Source organism: Stieleria varia, from assembly GCF_038443385.1.
In the GTDB taxonomy this organism is placed as follows: domain Bacteria; phylum Planctomycetota; class Planctomycetia; order Pirellulales; family Pirellulaceae; genus Stieleria; species Stieleria varia.
Map to the genome: position 1 here is coordinate 8,289,204 of NZ_CP151726.1, position 15,360 is coordinate 8,304,563.

Consider the following 15,360-nt stretch of genomic DNA (forward strand, 5'->3'; position numbering starts at 1 on the left):
ATGGGAACCTTATTCGCATCGCTCGCCTTTCGCCTTGACGATATCGCCATGCAAAAGCACGAAAGTGCCAGATCGCCCAACTAACTGAACAAACAGGGCTTTTCACCCGCCCTAAAGTTTATTCGTGATGCTCTGATGGTCTATCTTGCCGAAAACTCAGACTCCCATTCTGAGCCCCAAGAGTCTTCTGTGTGGGCAGGAACTAGCACTGAGTTGCGGCGACAGACCTGCGCATCGCCGAACAACGAAGCGACCGTCCCTTCCCTTCCTTGATGCAACAAGCCACCGTGCGAAAACTGCGTAAAGAAGACTGGTTTCACGAAGACGGTTTTCCGATTGTCGTGGAACGTCGTGACCCCCAAGAACCGTTCGGCCTGCACAGCCACGAGTTCTGTGAAATCGTCGTGATCACCGGCGGCAAAGGCCTGCACTTCACCACCGAAGACACGTACGAACTGTCCATCGGCGACGCTTTCGTCATCGGAGGTGATCGCCCACACGACTACTTGAACATGGAACGATTGAGCTTGATCAACATCCTGTTCGAGCCGGAACACTTGCCGATGGAGTTCTGCGACCTGCCGCAGTTGTCGGGCTATCACGCACTGTTCAAACTCGAGCCCGCTTTCCGAAAACAGCATCAGTTCAGTAGCCGACTGCAACTCACGCCAGTGGAGTTGGCACACACCACGCAGTTGATCGATCAACTGCAAGCCGAGTTGGCCGAACGCGGTGACGGCTTTCGTGTCATGGCCACGACCTTGTTCCTGCAACTGGTCGCCTACCTGTCCCGCTGTTACAGCCGAGCACGTGACCCCGGCGGCCGATCCCTGTTGGCCATTGCCGCCGCGATCTCACACCTGGAACGCAACTACTCTCAGCAAATCACGCTGGACGAATTGGTGGAGATGTCGGGGATGTCCCGCCGCAATTTTCTGCGGATCTTTGAATCGACGATGGGGCTGCCACCGATCAAATACCTCATTCGCCTGAGGATTCGTCGCGCCTGCGAACTGCTGCAACAAGGCGAATTGGGGATTTCCGAGATCGCACTGCGTGTCGGATTCCCTGACAGCAATTACTTTAGTCGACAGTTTCGGGCGGTGACCGGATCGTCCCCCAGCCAATACCGAGGCGCGATGGGTAATAATGGACGTTGAACCAATTTGATCACCAGCCTTTCGCGCCAAACCACCCAACCACCGATCTGACATGACTGGAACGTTCCCAAAACTCACCGATGCTCGTTTACGGACGGCCGCTTTCTTCGCCATTGCAATCACTCTCTCCGCCGATTTCGCATTGCACGCGGAGTCCGCTCGTCAGCCCAACATCGTTTTCTTCCTCGTCGATGATCTGGGATATCGAGACATCGGGGCAAACAACGCGGAGACCTTTTATGAAACACCCAATGTCGATCGCTTGGCAGCCAGCGGCACGAACTTCACCAACGGCTACGCCGCCAATCCGGTCTGTTCGCCCACTCGCTACAGCATTCTGACTGGACGTTACCCGACACGCGCCGGTACCACGAACTTCTTTTCCGGAACACGCGGCGGACGATTCAAACCGGCTCCTTTGAACGACCGCATGCCGCTGCAGGACGTGACATTGGCCGAAGCACTCAAGGAACACGGTTACCACACGTTCTTTGCCGGCAAATGGCACCTGGGTCCGGACGAATCTTTTTGGCCCGAGCATCAAGGATTCGATGTCAACCGTGGCGGGTTCAGCCGCGGCGGTCCCTACGGAGGCAAACGCTACTTTTCGCCCTACGGTAACCCACGTCTGACGGACGGCCCCGATGGCGAACACTTGCCGATTCGCTTGGCGAGAGAAACGTCGGACTTCATCCGACAGCATCGCGGCGAACCGTTCTTTGCCTACCTCGCGTTCTACAGCGTACACACACCGTTGATGGGACCAAAGGAGTTGGTGGACAAGTACACCGAGAAAGCCAAACGACTGGGACTGACTGAACAAGAAGCGTTCGCACCCGAGGAACAAGTCTGGCCAGATGCCAAACAAGAACGCAAGGTACGTACGCTGCAAGCTCACGCGACTTATGCGGCCATGGTCGAGTCGATGGACACGGCGGTCGGCAATGTGCTGTCAACGATTAAGGAGCTGAACCTGGAAAACGACACCATCGTTTGTTTCACCAGCGACAACGGAGGCCTGTCGACATCCGAAGGCTCACCGACGAGCAATCTACCGCTGCGAGGCGGCAAGGGCTGGGTGTACGAGGGCGGAATCCGTGAAGCCTACATCATTCGTGCTCCCATGATCAAAGATCAAGTCGCGACTTGTGACACCCCCGTGATCAGCACCGACTTTTACCCGACGCTATTGGATCTCGCTGGCCTGCCGCCACGCGCAGAAGCCGTTGACGGCGTCTCGCTGAAACCCTTGCTCGACGGACAACCCTCTATCGACCGCGACGCACTCTTTTGGCACTACCCGCACTACAGCAACCAAGGCGGATTCCCCGGCGGCGCCGTTCGCATGGGCGACTGGAAACTGGTCGAACGATACGAGGACGGACACGTCCACCTGTACAACTTGCGCGAAGACATCGGAGAGCGAAACGACGTGGCCGACCGTCATCCAGACCGCGTCAAGCAAATGCGAAACCGCCTACACGCTTGGTACCAAGACGTGGACGCCAAATTCTTGATGCCGCATAAGGACGGGAAAACTCCTTGGCGACCATGAGAAACGTCGTCCCGAAGGGCAATTGTCGTTCGACTCTCCGAGTCGACAACGTACAGCGAAGAACGCTATCGACTTGGAAAGTCGAGCGACAATTGTTTACCGCACGTCCCGAAGGGAAATGACATGAAAGCCCAGGGCAAAGCGCAGCGTCGCCCTGGGTTACTGTCGGCAGTTCCCCCCTTAGCCCCGAAGTGGGCATAACAATGCTGTTGGGTGACACCATTTGGCTCAGCGAAGCTTTCCCAAGGCGAGCAAAATCAGGTTCGGCCATGACAGTGCTTTGATTTTTCTGACCCCTTTGATTTTTCCTTTCCTGCTATTCTCGAAACAAGAACCAGAATCCCACCAACGAAAAGATCAAACCGGAAAGTATCAGTATCAAGAATTCATCGCGAATACCCAGTAACACTGGATAGGCCTCCTCAAGTGTTGCAACAAGCAGGACAAAGGCGAACCCGTTCACGACGTAGCTACTAACCACCCACAAAGGTCTCCTCGTAAAGCAAGCAACTGCAACCGCTAACGGAATTCCGAACATCAACGGTATCAGTGGTATTACCATTGTTTCTCCATATGGAAAAACTTGTTTTACGACCAAAGATGCAAAAAGGACACCCACGAAATAAGACGCGCAAGCAGCGATCAACCATGCTCCGACACGGAACAACCAGGAACGCTGTTTGGTGGCGGTCGGAACCTTCAATTCTCTTGCAGGCTGATACGGGTTCGGCATTACATCCAATTGCTATCTGTTAGCTGCGTTTGGAACATGAGGCGCATCGCCGCTTGGTGTCTGTCGATTCTGATTCCGCGGAAAGTACTCCGGCGGAAGTGTCGTTGCATTTTGTATGTCGAATGTAGTTTCGAAGGGCTGGACTCCGAAGGGCAGCGTGACTCCGTGGTCGCCGAAGTCGTATGTTCCTGGTAAACCTAAAGAAATCAAGAACGAATTCATGAATCGGTTGCAATTAGTGCTCATCGCTCCATACGGAATCGGATTTGCAGCTTCCGCATTACGATAGAACTGTGCGGAATCAAGTAGTGCTCCTATGAAATCCAGTTCTGACATTCCATTTGGAGATGTTACCGGATGATCTTGATAGCTGAAGTCTCCAGAAAACGTATCCATGACTGCGACGAATGCACCGAAAAAACCGTCATGCCCCCGGTGCCGGCCTTCCTGTGTCGCTCTCACATCGGCTCGCTGATTAAGCAACACTTGCAATCGTCCATCGACTTGATGTCCAGCTATTATAAACCCACCGGCCGGATCGTTTGGGTCACACAACGTTGTCAAGGGCCAGTTTCCTTGGAAGAACTCTTGACGGTGGAATCGGTCCAAAAGAACATTTTGGTGCCACCCACCCTGTCGTAGCCAGTCAGCCGGATTCACCACCGGCAAGAGTCTGGTTAAATGGAGCGAATAGCGCCAGCCCCATGAATGACATACTTCCAAGCTCTCCACCGGGCTTGCCCCGGTGGAAGCAAGACTGACGAGCTACAAAGTAGCGGGCGATTCTCTCGGCTCCCCTCCGGCCTCGTGCCGGTGGAAGCAAGGGCCGAATTTGGTGGGTGGCACCATTCGGCCAATGGAACACGTGTGCGAGAAGGGCTTCGCCGGGGTCAGGCTTTGCATTGGGTTTTCAGCTTTAGCCTGTCCTCAATCGAAGCCGCCCGTCGCCGCCACGACGGCGACTGGGCATGCCGTTGCTCGGCACGGCGGACCAGACCCGAGACGCTGCCAATTGACCTTGACACCGAACGCCTCGCCTAGTTCTGCCAAAGTCGCTCCGGTCCAACGACGGCACAGCCACGCGGCCATGTCCCGACCGGGAGCCGAAGAACGAAACCCGGCATAGTACGAAGCGGTCACGCCATGATCTACGGCGACCGCTTAAACCCCGTGTGATCAGGTGATTGATAGCTCCGGGGAACTGGACGCAGCGAGCACGAGGCATCGTCAACCTTGCAGCGGAGGACGATCAAACGGCTCCTGAATCAAACACCGCCGAAAACCCAATGCAAGGCCTGACCCCAGCGAAGCTCTCCCTGCCCAGCGAAGCTCTCCCCAACTGACCCGTTTGATTTCTCTGACCCGTTTGATTTCTCCTCACTCCCGAATTAGATGGCCAGTACAGAACATACCGCTGCCCAAACCCAGCCGTCAATATTGGTGGGTGGCACCAATTGACCCTGCCGCAACATCTATGGAGTCGTTTTACCAAGAGGTTTACGAAACGACAGATCAATATCGGGCCGCAGACTAGATAGAGTTGAGTGGATCTGTTCGCTATTCTGATTAGTTACGACTGTAAGCTTCTTTAAGTGCTTCATTTCTGCAAAAAGCTTCAGTTGATCTGTGGAAAGCTGCGTCACCTGAACGGTTGCTTCAAGAATGTTCTGCGACTTTGCGATATCCGTAAGCTGCGTGGCATCAAGATCCGTGTGAGCACAGTAAAAATACGCAACGCGAGTTTTCCGCAGTGATTGAAACGCACGCTCTGATAGCTCGCATCCCGACAATGACAAGAACTTCAACCGGTTTGCATGCTCTGAAGACACAAGCAAGTCTCCTTCAATCCGTGAATCGACGAAGTAAACCCGATTCAATGTTTTCGCGATAGATTTACGGTTTAGAAGAGTCGACAAATCAGTTAGCTCGCATCGCCGAAACTCCAAAGTCGAAACTGAGCTGAAGTCTGGAACGAGTTTGAAGAACTGGTGTGTGTGTAGGTCCCAAAACGCCAGCGTATCAACTGGAACGTGCTTGGCAGAGGCAGTAATCTGTTTCAAATAGGACTTTGTCTCCTCGCCGTAACTCTTGATTCGCAGTTCCCCGACACCGGCATCGAAACTCGCATCAAGAATCTCAATGCCTTCGTCCCCCTTTGCCTCCCCCAGTCCAATTGGGAAAAACATGCACACTACAAGCACTAGAAAAACTCGCGATCGAGAGACGATTTTCACCTACTGCCCCCTTTGTGCCTCTATGAGGAAGCTGATGGAATCCTTACCGGGATAAACAGCACCAAATATGTTGTCCATGTACCCCTCGACCTGGGACTGGCTGGGCGCCTGAAACGCTGGAACGATTTGGCGGAATTTGAGATGAGGCAGGAATTCACTTCCGTCATCGCCGATGAGGTGCGGCAGGTGTTTTTCTTTCGCGATTTTGAACATCTCGTCTCTCAAGAACTTGCCGTTGTTGCCAAGTGCTTGTCGATCAGCCGCAAGTCCTTTGACGTTGCCTAGGAATTCATCGATTTCTGCTCGCATTTCTTTGGTGATCGGTTTTCCAACGTATCCACTGAGGGCAGGTGCCAAAGAGTCTACATACGCCTCATAGTTCTTATAGTCGTACGCAATGATGTCCGGTACGTGCCCAGTGTCCTTAGCGATTTCCAAACCGCTCATGTCGTTGTTGTCGATAACGCTAAGCGGCGGCGTAACGCTGCCGTGTCCGATCCACCATCCGTAGGCTTCACGGTTGCCATTGCCACTGATGAAGGTGTGAGCAAACGTGTCGCCGAACGTATGAATTGCGTAGCCTACCTCTTGAATCGAGCGATTTCCTCCCGCAGCAACAAAACGTTCCAACGACGTGCGCCATTTTTGCACATCATCGGTTCCGTGGAGGGCATGTAGAATTCCGTTGATTTGACGTGCGTAAGCAATCGTCGAATCCTCCTCATACGCCAACATTCCTGCTTGCCCGGTAATGGTAGGCCTTCCCGTCGCCGCATTCCACCAGTCTTTCGCCATAGTCTTGGTGACACTCATCGATCGAGTCGCGTTCGCCTTGCCGGCATTCATTACCTGTGGTACGGCTTCGTGGTCCTTGATGATATCCGGAAGTTGGGAATAGTATGCGAGTTTTGCTGATGCGAGTGAGTCCCCGGAAATTATTTGGGAAATGATGTACGTGGTCAGAAAGTGTCCGCCAGCATCATAGAGACCTGTCGGATCAGTCGCTCCGGTCACCCCGTTCCCCACATACCGATACAAGTTCGCATCACCGGCGGCGAAGCCAATCGGGTCTTGGCTGATCCAACTGCCGGTTCGGGCGTCATAGTAACGGGCGCGGTTGTACTGCAAGTCCGTTTCCGGGTCGCGGTCACGACCGGTGTAGCCGAATCGAGATCGCCAGTCCTCGGGAGTCGGCGATATCGGTTGAATTTCGTTGCCGAAGGCATCGAACTCCGTGTGGATGCGACGCACCACTTGGTCCACCCCGTCCTGCCACGTCAGTGCATCGCGCACCGTGCCCAGGTGATCCGCCGCAGAAAACATGACGGTCCTGGCGCCGGCTTCGTCGAATCGCTCTTCCGCAAGGATCTGGTCCACCATCGGTCCGTGTACGAGTTGCTCCGTGACACGTCCTTGCCCATTGATCACCGCCAGCAAGTGACCACCATCGTGAACAAATTTCTCGATGGTCGTTACACCTTCAGCCGAATTGAAAGTCTGCGTCTCAGTGCCTGATTCTGAACCCTGGGGTGTGTAGTCGGTGATTCGCTTGGCGACCCGACGGTTCAATCCATCGTACAGATAGTGTACCTCCTGCAACACGTCGTCGCCGTCAAACTCCGAGACTTTGATCAAACGACTGCGGTTGTCCCAATCGTACGTCGTGTAGTCATCCAGCGGATCATTGACGGGTGCATCAGGTGACGATGAACCCGAGCCAGATCCGCCTGACCCCGAGCCACCAGTCGTCACAGTTCCGCTGGAAATCGATCCCGACGTGGAACCGGGATACCCGCCATCGGATCCTGATGTCGAGCCATCGAGAAGGGCTTCGCCGGGGTCCCACGTCCCGCGGGGAACAAAATGACCTGGCACGGGTAAATCCCGGTCGCGTCGACCAAATGCGAAACCGCCTGCACGCATGATACCAAGACGTGGACGCCAAATTCTTGATGCCCTAAGGCGATGGAGTTCAACCTTGGCACCCCTAGTGCCACAGCTCCAAACGTTGAATGGACTCTTTTCACCGTCGGCGAATCCCGTTGGAGTCCAAGCTTCAGCCGCCTCCCCCTGGCTCGCTCGCCGAAAGACTCCTGCTGGAGCCAAAGCCCCAACCGAGCAAGCCAAGTTTTACTCAGTTCCCAGATCGGCTAAAGCCTACCACTCCAACGGTTTTCGTTCAGTACTCGGATCGGCTGAAGCCTAACACTCCAACGGTGTTGTTCGTCGGGGGCAGGCATTGTTTTTCACGTTCAAAGCGGCCGCATGCCAGAGAGCGAAAGATGGGGGGCTAGCTGACATTGTGCATTCGCGTCTCTAGGGGATGCGAATATCGAGACTGCCGCGTGAAAACATTGCGTGAAACTCGTGCGGCTGATTTTCTGATCGATCTTTCGACATTCGCCGGATTTTCTCTAAAGTCCGACTGAGGTGAGCAAAGGAATGCTCCCAACCAGCCCAAGGATCAGGCCCTGTAACGTTGTCCCGTCACTGCATTTCGCAATTGAACTCGACCATTTTCCGATGGCTCTGCGCCGCCGGGCTGGTGATCTTGCTCGGGCTGACCGGAGTATCCGACGCCCATGCCGAATCGAAGGGGGGCGTTGATTCAAACACCGACTTGGTCAGCCGCTTGATCCCTCGATCATCGGTTTCCGTTGCTCCAGTCGATCACTCAGCCCAATCCCCCAGCGCAGATGCAACCGAGCCCGCGGCGTCCTGGCCGGGCACCGATCGGCTGACCAGCCCACAAGGATTGGGAGGCAGCTTGCAAGTCATGCTGTTGATCTCGGTGCTGAGTTTGGCTCCGGCGATCCTACTGATGACGACGTGCTACGTAAGAATCATCATCGTCCTCAGCTTGCTCCGACAAGCCATCGGACTGCAATCGTTGCCGCCCACTCAAGTCCTGACCAGTGTCGCATTGTTCATGACGCTACTGGTGATGACCCCCGTCTGGACCCGCGTATACGACGACGCAATCGCTCCCTATTCGGATCCTGAAACGGAGATGACGCTCGCGCAAGCCTACGAGAAGGGTAGCGTTCCGATTCGCCAATTCATGTCACAGCAAATCGACTCCGCTGAGAACCATGACGATGTCAGATTGTTCTATCAATACGCGGAACCGGACAGCCCCATGCCCAGCTCTTTCGCGGATGTGCCGATCCGTGTGCTGTTGCCAGCCTACATCCTGAGCGAATTGAAGATCGCTTTTTTGATGGGATTCAAAATCTACCTGCCTTTCCTGATCGTCGATCTGGTCGTCGCCAGCGTCACGATGTCGATGGGCATGATGATGTTGCCGCCGCACGTGATCGCATTGCCGCTGAAATTGTTGCTATTTGTATTGGTCGATGGATGGCGTTTGGTGGTTCAGATGCTGATGAACAGTTTCATGGTGGCGGGATAGCCGAAAAAGAGTCCTGACACCTTTTTACTCAGAGTGACGCTTTTCATGATTGATCAATCCAGTGCCATCGACCTTTGCCGCAGCGTGATGATGATCGCGATCCTGTTGGCCGCGCCCGTGATGATTGTGGCGACGGTGGTTGGATTGCTCACCGGGATTCTGCAGACCTTGTTCCAAGTTCAAGATCAGAGCATTTCGTTTGTCCCCAAGTTGATCGCATGCACGATCGTCGTTGTCGCGTGCATGCCGTGGATGTTTTCTCGTTTGATCGAGTTCACCCAGCAAACGTTTCTGGGCAGCGGATTCTGATGCAACCACTTCTTTCACTCCTGCAACTCGATCTTTCCGATCTACTGATCGCATTGCTCGTGTTCTCACGCATCGGCGGCATGGTGTTGGCGATGCCCGGGATCACAACACACGTTTCCTGGCGACTCCGGATCGTGATCACTTTGTCAATCACCGCGGTACTCGTTCCCGGACTTGTTGACACCGAATCCGCGTCCGTTGCTGGTTTGCTCGGCGAATCGAGCTGGACCATGTTGATCGTCAACATGGCTGCAGCCGCCGGACGAGAATTGATCCTGGGAATGATCATCGGCGGCGTTGTTCAGCTTTTGGTGTCGGGCGTTCAGTTGGCCGGTGAAATGATCGCGACCGTTTCGGGAATTCCATTGGGAGGTATCGAGGGTTCTGGAGAGCAGGGAACGCCGGCGCTTTCGCGTCTGATCGGCCTGCTTGCCGTGGCCGTCATGATGCTTGCCGGTGGGCACCGTGCACTGGTGTCTGCCCTGTTGGATAGTTTTTCGGGTGTTGCGCCGGGCGATGCATCGATCAACCAGCCGTTGATCGAACTGATCATCGATCAATTGACAAAGGGCATGGGCGCGGGCCTCCGAGTTGCCGCGCCGGTTTGCTTGACCCTGATCGCGACGCAATTGCTGGTGGGCTTGATCAGTCGAACCATGCCCCAGATCAACATTTTTGCCGTCGGTTTGAATCTAAATGTACTGGCCATGCTGGTGGTGACCGCGCTGACGATCGGCTCCGCTGGACTGATCTTTCAAGAAGAACTCAGTCTCGCGACCGAGCAACTCCATGGGCTTTGGTGATCCATGTCCGATAATGATGCACCCAAGATACATCCACCGACACCGCGAAAACGAAAGCGAGCGCGCGACGAAGGACGTGTCGCGCGCAGTGGTGAACTGGTCACCGCCCTGCTGTTGCTGTCAGCCTCAGGCGTTCTCTCGCTATGGGGGCAAGACGTTCTGACAAACATGATGCAGATGATCCGCGAGGGTTTGGCATCACCAACCAACCTGACGCTGAACTCAGTCGATGCCATTGGATTGCTGACACGATCGGCCATGGCGTTTGCCATCCTGCTGGCGCCCATCTTGTTGGTTTACATGGCTGTCAGCATCGCTGCTCAAGTGCTACAGACCGGGCTGCTGTGGACACCAGGTAGACTTGCTGCGTCGGGCAACCATCTCAATCCCGCCAACAACGCTCAAAAACTCTTTTCAATGAAGCAATGGACGGCAACTGGCTTGGTGATGATCAAGCTGGCAATTTTGTCGGCAGCCGTGGTCTGGATTGCTCGCAATGAAGGTCGCGCGGTCCTCTATCTGGGTCAGTATCAGCCGATCGCCATGATTGGGGAGGTCTTTCGCTGCCTGAACCAAGCCTGTTTTCGTCTTGCATTGGCCATGATCGTCCTGGGCGGGCTGGAATACGGTGTCCGATGGTGGCAGTTGGAACAAAGCCTTCGCATGACGGACCAGGAACTCAAGGACGAACTGCGCGACGATGAGCCCAAGCGACCGCGACGACGCGTTTCCAGCACTCGGGCCGTTACCCCAGCAGAACTCTGATTCCGGCAGGGGGGGGAGATCGCATCAGCAATTTTGCGTAACGCGGTTGCGAATGACATCACGCGGGGCAAATGTGAAAAGTGTGATGTGTTTCCTGAATTCGTTTGATGGCCCCCCAACCTGCGTGTAGCATCCGTTTTGAATTAGCGTTCCGGTTTACTCCCCGTGCCTGCCCCGGACTCCGACCAGTGCCGAAGATTGCGTCTGCTCAGATGTTCACTTAGGAGCGATTCCTCAATCAATGGCGTAGTGGATTTCGCCGGAAATCCCGTGCGAAAGGAATTCTGGTGAATCCCACGACCAAGTGCGCCAGTAATTGTATCGTTGTTCCTTGGCCATTAGGGTTTGCCCGTTGCCTGCTGGATGATGGATGTGACTTCATGGATCAATTGTTGGACCAATTCAAGGTCTTCCTGCGATTCTTGGGAATAGATTCGCAGCAGCAGCGTTTCAATATCAGATAACCGATGGTCAGCAGATTGGACCGATTGATCGTCCTCGTTGACCGGCGGACCGGTTGGTCGTTGTTTCATTGGATAGCCCCTACTCGGTTCCGTGTGACCTTTCACTTGTGTTTTCGGGATCGCGCCACGCAAAGCCTGTTGATTGCCTCATCCAGAAGAAAATTCTTGCCTGCCCTACCTGTAGCCTCAGGCCGTCTTTGCAATGACTGACGTTCAACCCGCCGAATCGACTTCCACCAACCTGCTGGAGCGGTTGATCGTACGAGACTCCCAGGCATGGGGTCGGTTCGCGGCGATCTACACGCCGCTGGTGTTTCGCTGGGCCAAAGGAAGCGGGCTGCAGTCGGCGGATGTCGCGGATGTCACTCAAGACGTTTTTCGCGTGGTTGCGACCAAGTTGCAATCTTTTGAGCGGACCACATCCAAACAGGGATCGTTCCGCAGATGGCTATGGGGAATCACGCGAAACATCCTGCGTCAACACTTTGATGCCAACTCCAAGACCGCGCAAGGCACCGGCGGTACGACAGCCCACCGATTGATCACTGCTGTCCCCGACTACCTGGAATCCGACGAACCGCCACACGATGCAGATGCGGAAAAGAGCTTGGTTCATCGAGCCCTCAAAGCGATCGAAGGTGACTTTCAGCCGCACACCTGGAAAGCCTTTTGGCGAATGACGGTTGAACAGCAATCCGCCAACGAAATTGCGGATTCCTTGGGAATGACTCCTCGGGCAGTGCGACAAGCCAAGTATCGAGTGTTGAGCCGCTTGCGTGAAGAATTACTACAGTGATTTCACCGGACGATCCTATCGAACCGCCAGACCGCACGGACGATGAATTCGATTTCACCGCGTTGGACGAACTTGATGCGATCGCTGCATACATAGGACACGATAAACCGAAACCGAATTCCCACACGGATGAGTTGGACGAGTTGATTCAGCGTGTCAAAGACATCGCTCACGAAGCACAGTTTCCGGTCGCAGCGGATTTGCATCAGCCAGTGTCGCCACCATTGTTGATCAATGAATACGAGCTATTGGGGAAACTTGGCTGCGGAGGGATGGGGACGGTATTCAAAGCACGACACTGCCGCCTAGATCGGTTCGTCGCGCTGAAAATCCTGTCATCACATCGCTTTCATCGTGCGGATTCCGTGAATCGTTTTCGGAATGAAGTGCGTGCAGCCGGCAGGCTCAACCATCCGAACATTGTCGCCGCACTCGACGCGGGCGAATACGACGGCTTTTGTTACTTGGCGATGGAGTTGGTGGAGGGAGCTGATCTGTCGGCCATCGTAAGACATCACGGACCACTGCCTCAGAGCGATGCGTGTGAGATCATACGCCAAGCCGCCACTGGTTTAAGTGAATCGTATGCTCAAGACATCGTGCACCGTGACATCAAGCCATCCAATCTGATGCTGACACGTGACCGAACCGGCGAGCCGATCATCAAGATCCTGGACATGGGACTAGCTCTGATGATCGATGCGGTTGCGGAAGGAGAACAACTGACGGCGACCGGACAATTGATGGGAACCGTGGACTTCATGGCCCCTGAACAGTGCGATGACAGCCACGGGGTCGACATTCGAGCAGACATCTACGCGCTCGGAGCCACATTGCACTGTCTGCTGACAGGCGTGCCTCCACACAATCATCCATCACAGGATTCGATGGTTAAGCGATTGCTTACCATCACCAGCAAACCCGCACCATTGGTCAGTGAGTTGCGAACGGATCTATCGGATGACTTGGTCGAACTCGTTGCCCAACTGCTGAGCAATGATCCGGACAATCGTCCTGCGACTCCCGGCGAAGTGATCCGCAGGATTCAGCCGCTGTGCAACGGACACCAGTTGCAGGCACTCCTTGCCGCTTTGCCCGACGTCGAACTGGAACCGCTGGAGAAAGCTGATCGGGCGCTGACGCACTGGGCCAGTGAGACGATCAACTCTCAACCCTCTCACCAATTTCTAACTTCGTCAGGTTCATCAAAAGAAATTTCACACAATACGGAGCCTGTAGAAACATCGGCCGGTTCGGCGACGATAGGCCAGCCAGAACGCAGCACTCGCCGGAGTTGGAAATCGGTCGCCATTTCACTCTTCGTACTCGGCGTGTCGCTGACGGCCGCGGGTTGGTGGCAAAACATCAACACACCTGAACGAGAGCCTGCCAGCCCATCGCCAGGATCGCACCGTGCGTCCACTGAAGAGAGCACAGCAGGCAGTTCACTTGACAGCACCGCATCGCCAAAGCTAACCCCACAGCCGCGTTCGGCGTTTGACGCACCGGCGGGCTTGGTGGCCTACTGGCCGCTGGATGACTCCCACGAAAACGCGTTCCGGGATCGTTCCGGAAATGGGCTTGATGGCGTCCCTACCGTCCCCTCAAGCGAATTGAGCGGCAGTTCAGCGCCAATGATTGGCACCCGACTGTCTGCCCAGCTTCGATCGCCAGCACCTCTGGCCCTGATTCCGCATCACGCTTCCTTTGATACCGAAGAACTCACCGTCTCCTTTTGGCTCAAGACCCCAAGGGCCAAACTGACCGAAAACATCAAGTTGATTCAAAAGCGAAGTGAGTCAGCGGGATTTGCCATTTCGCTGTTGTCAACGGATTCATCTCAAGCAGGCAGAGTGATCGTCAATCTGTTCAGCGATGATCAGCATATCCCTGCGATTCGCTCCCGCCGCATGATTGCCGACGGCTCGTGGCACCACCTCGCCTTCACATTATCCCCATCCCAATCAAGCATTTTTGTGGATGGCGTGATCGACACGACGGCGGACACCCCGCACGCCATTCTTAGCAATTCGGATCAAATGATTGTCGGCTCCATCAACGGCACCACGACGAAAGGCATGATCGATGAGATCTGCATTTTTTCTCGTGCGATGGGAGTCGAAGAAATCCGCGGATTGAGCCAGTGGCGAACCTCACCCCTGCCGCTGCTGGCCCCTCAATCAGCAGCACAAACCCGCAAGATCCAGACCGCATGGAGCCATCACTGCAACCTGCCGCAGGAATACGTCAATTCCCTGGGGATGAAACTACGTCTTATTCCACCCGGTGAATTTGGAATGGGATCAACACAAGACGAGATCGATGAACTGGCGTCGTGGGACAAACGTGAAACGAAACGAGACGATTACCAAGCCGAAGCGCCACTGCATCGCGTACGGATCAGTCAGCCATTCTATCTCGGCACCATGGAAGTCACTCGAGGTCAGTATCAAGCGGTCACCGGCAAGCGTCCTTCGCACCACGCCAACAACGATCCGTCATCAAACAATTTCGATCCCGAATCGATGCCAATCGAAAGTGTCAGCTGGTTCGACGCAGCCGCTTTCTGCAATGCACTCAGCCAAGCGGAAGGGCTCTCGCCGAGCTACGAAATCCGTGAAGAGGTGGTCTGGCCGATACCGAATAGCACCGGGTATCGACTGCCCACCGAAGCACAGTGGGAGTACTGCTGTCGCGCGGGAACAGAAACGCCCTGGTCGCACCCGGTCGATGAATTCGAGCAATTCGATTGGTCGATCTCTGCCACCAAACGCCCCCAACCCACTGGAAGCTTGAAACCCAATCCGTTCGGATTGTACGACATGCACGGCAACGTGTTTGAGTGGTGCCAAGACTGGTACGCCGCTGACTATTACGCCGAACTTGATGCGAACGTCACACTGGACCCGCAAGGACCGCCGACGGGCACACGCCGTGTTTATCGAGGCGGCAGTTACTGGCAACGTCGGACCATTTCCCGCAGCGCCTGTCGAGGAAATCACTTCCCAGCATTCACCCACAAAGAACACGGCATGCGAGTGCTGTTGCCGGTTTCCGCTCAAATCGCGCCCCTTGTCGATCATCAATAAACGTCGACTAAACTAAAAATCGTGAACCTTGCCAACACGA

General features: G+C 54.9%; 12 protein-coding genes. 8 read left to right on the forward strand and 4 right to left on the reverse strand.

What is annotated here, in order from left to right; genetic code table 11:
* The first annotated feature begins 272 nt into the window (after positions 1-272).
* Positions 273-1,160 carry a helix-turn-helix domain-containing protein gene (locus Pla52nx_RS27970; RefSeq protein ID WP_146521941.1) on the forward strand — a complete coding sequence of 296 codons (888 nt, stop codon included), beginning with the start codon at positions 273-275 and terminating at the stop codon, positions 1,158-1,160.
* Between the two features lie 52 nt (positions 1,161-1,212).
* Complete coding sequence (locus Pla52nx_RS27975; RefSeq protein WP_146521940.1) at positions 1,213-2,715, forward strand: sulfatase; 1,503 nt, start codon at positions 1,213-1,215, stop codon at positions 2,713-2,715.
* Positions 2,716-3,460: 745 nt separating this feature from the next.
* Here the strand turns inward: Pla52nx_RS27975 and Pla52nx_RS27980 are convergent.
* From Pla52nx_RS27980 to Pla52nx_RS27990, 3 genes are all read right to left on the reverse strand, one after another.
* Positions 3,461-4,012 (reverse strand): hypothetical protein, encoded by a 552-nt coding sequence (locus Pla52nx_RS27980; RefSeq protein WP_231742262.1) that lies wholly within the window; start codon positions 4,010-4,012, stop codon positions 3,461-3,463.
* Positions 4,013-4,920: 908 nt separating this feature from the next.
* Positions 4,921-5,634 carry a hypothetical protein gene (locus Pla52nx_RS27985; protein ID WP_146521938.1) on the reverse strand — a complete coding sequence of 238 codons (714 nt, stop codon included), beginning with the start codon at positions 5,632-5,634 and terminating at the stop codon, positions 4,921-4,923.
* 48 nt (positions 5,635-5,682) lie between these two features.
* Complete coding sequence (locus Pla52nx_RS27990) at positions 5,683-7,557, reverse strand: RHS repeat-associated core domain-containing protein (protein ID WP_146521937.1); 1,875 nt, start codon at positions 7,555-7,557, stop codon at positions 5,683-5,685.
* Between the two features lie 628 nt (positions 7,558-8,185).
* Here Pla52nx_RS27990 and fliP point away from each other — a divergent pair.
* Genes fliP through Pla52nx_RS28010 form a run of 4 tightly spaced genes read left to right on the forward strand, consistent with a single transcriptional unit; the run spans position 8,186 to position 10,971 of the window.
* Positions 8,186-9,094 (forward strand): flagellar type III secretion system pore protein FliP, encoded by a 909-nt coding sequence (fliP, locus tag Pla52nx_RS27995; RefSeq protein WP_231742260.1) that lies wholly within the window; start codon positions 8,186-8,188, stop codon positions 9,092-9,094.
* 45 nt (positions 9,095-9,139) lie between these two features.
* Positions 9,140-9,403 carry a flagellar biosynthetic protein FliQ gene (locus tag Pla52nx_RS28000; RefSeq protein WP_146521936.1) on the forward strand — a complete coding sequence of 88 codons (264 nt, stop codon included), beginning with the start codon at positions 9,140-9,142 and terminating at the stop codon, positions 9,401-9,403.
* A complete protein-coding gene (locus Pla52nx_RS28005) occupies positions 9,403-10,206 on the forward strand; it encodes a flagellar biosynthetic protein FliR (protein ID WP_197454871.1) in 804 nt (267 codons plus the stop codon). Before Pla52nx_RS28000 ends, Pla52nx_RS28005 begins: the two co-directional genes overlap by 1 nt.
* A gap of 3 nt (positions 10,207-10,209) precedes the next feature.
* A complete protein-coding gene (locus tag Pla52nx_RS28010) occupies positions 10,210-10,971 on the forward strand; it encodes an EscU/YscU/HrcU family type III secretion system export apparatus switch protein (protein ID WP_146521934.1) in 762 nt (253 codons plus the stop codon).
* Between the two features lie 338 nt (positions 10,972-11,309).
* Here Pla52nx_RS28010 and Pla52nx_RS28015 read toward each other — a convergent pair whose 3' ends face one another.
* A complete protein-coding gene (locus Pla52nx_RS28015) occupies positions 11,310-11,504 on the reverse strand; it encodes a hypothetical protein (RefSeq protein WP_146521933.1) in 195 nt (64 codons plus the stop codon).
* Between the two features lie 133 nt (positions 11,505-11,637).
* Between Pla52nx_RS28015 and Pla52nx_RS28020 the strand changes: the two genes are divergently transcribed.
* Both Pla52nx_RS28020 and Pla52nx_RS28025 read left to right on the forward strand, forming a co-directional pair.
* Positions 11,638-12,231 carry an RNA polymerase sigma factor gene (locus Pla52nx_RS28020; protein ID WP_146521932.1) on the forward strand — a complete coding sequence of 198 codons (594 nt, stop codon included), beginning with the start codon at positions 11,638-11,640 and terminating at the stop codon, positions 12,229-12,231.
* Positions 12,228-15,320 carry a protein kinase domain-containing protein gene (locus Pla52nx_RS28025; protein WP_146521931.1) on the forward strand — a complete coding sequence of 1,031 codons (3,093 nt, stop codon included), beginning with the start codon at positions 12,228-12,230 and terminating at the stop codon, positions 15,318-15,320. The genes Pla52nx_RS28020 and Pla52nx_RS28025 overlap by 4 nt, the downstream gene beginning before the upstream one ends.
* The last annotated feature ends 40 nt before the right edge of the window (positions 15,321-15,360 follow it).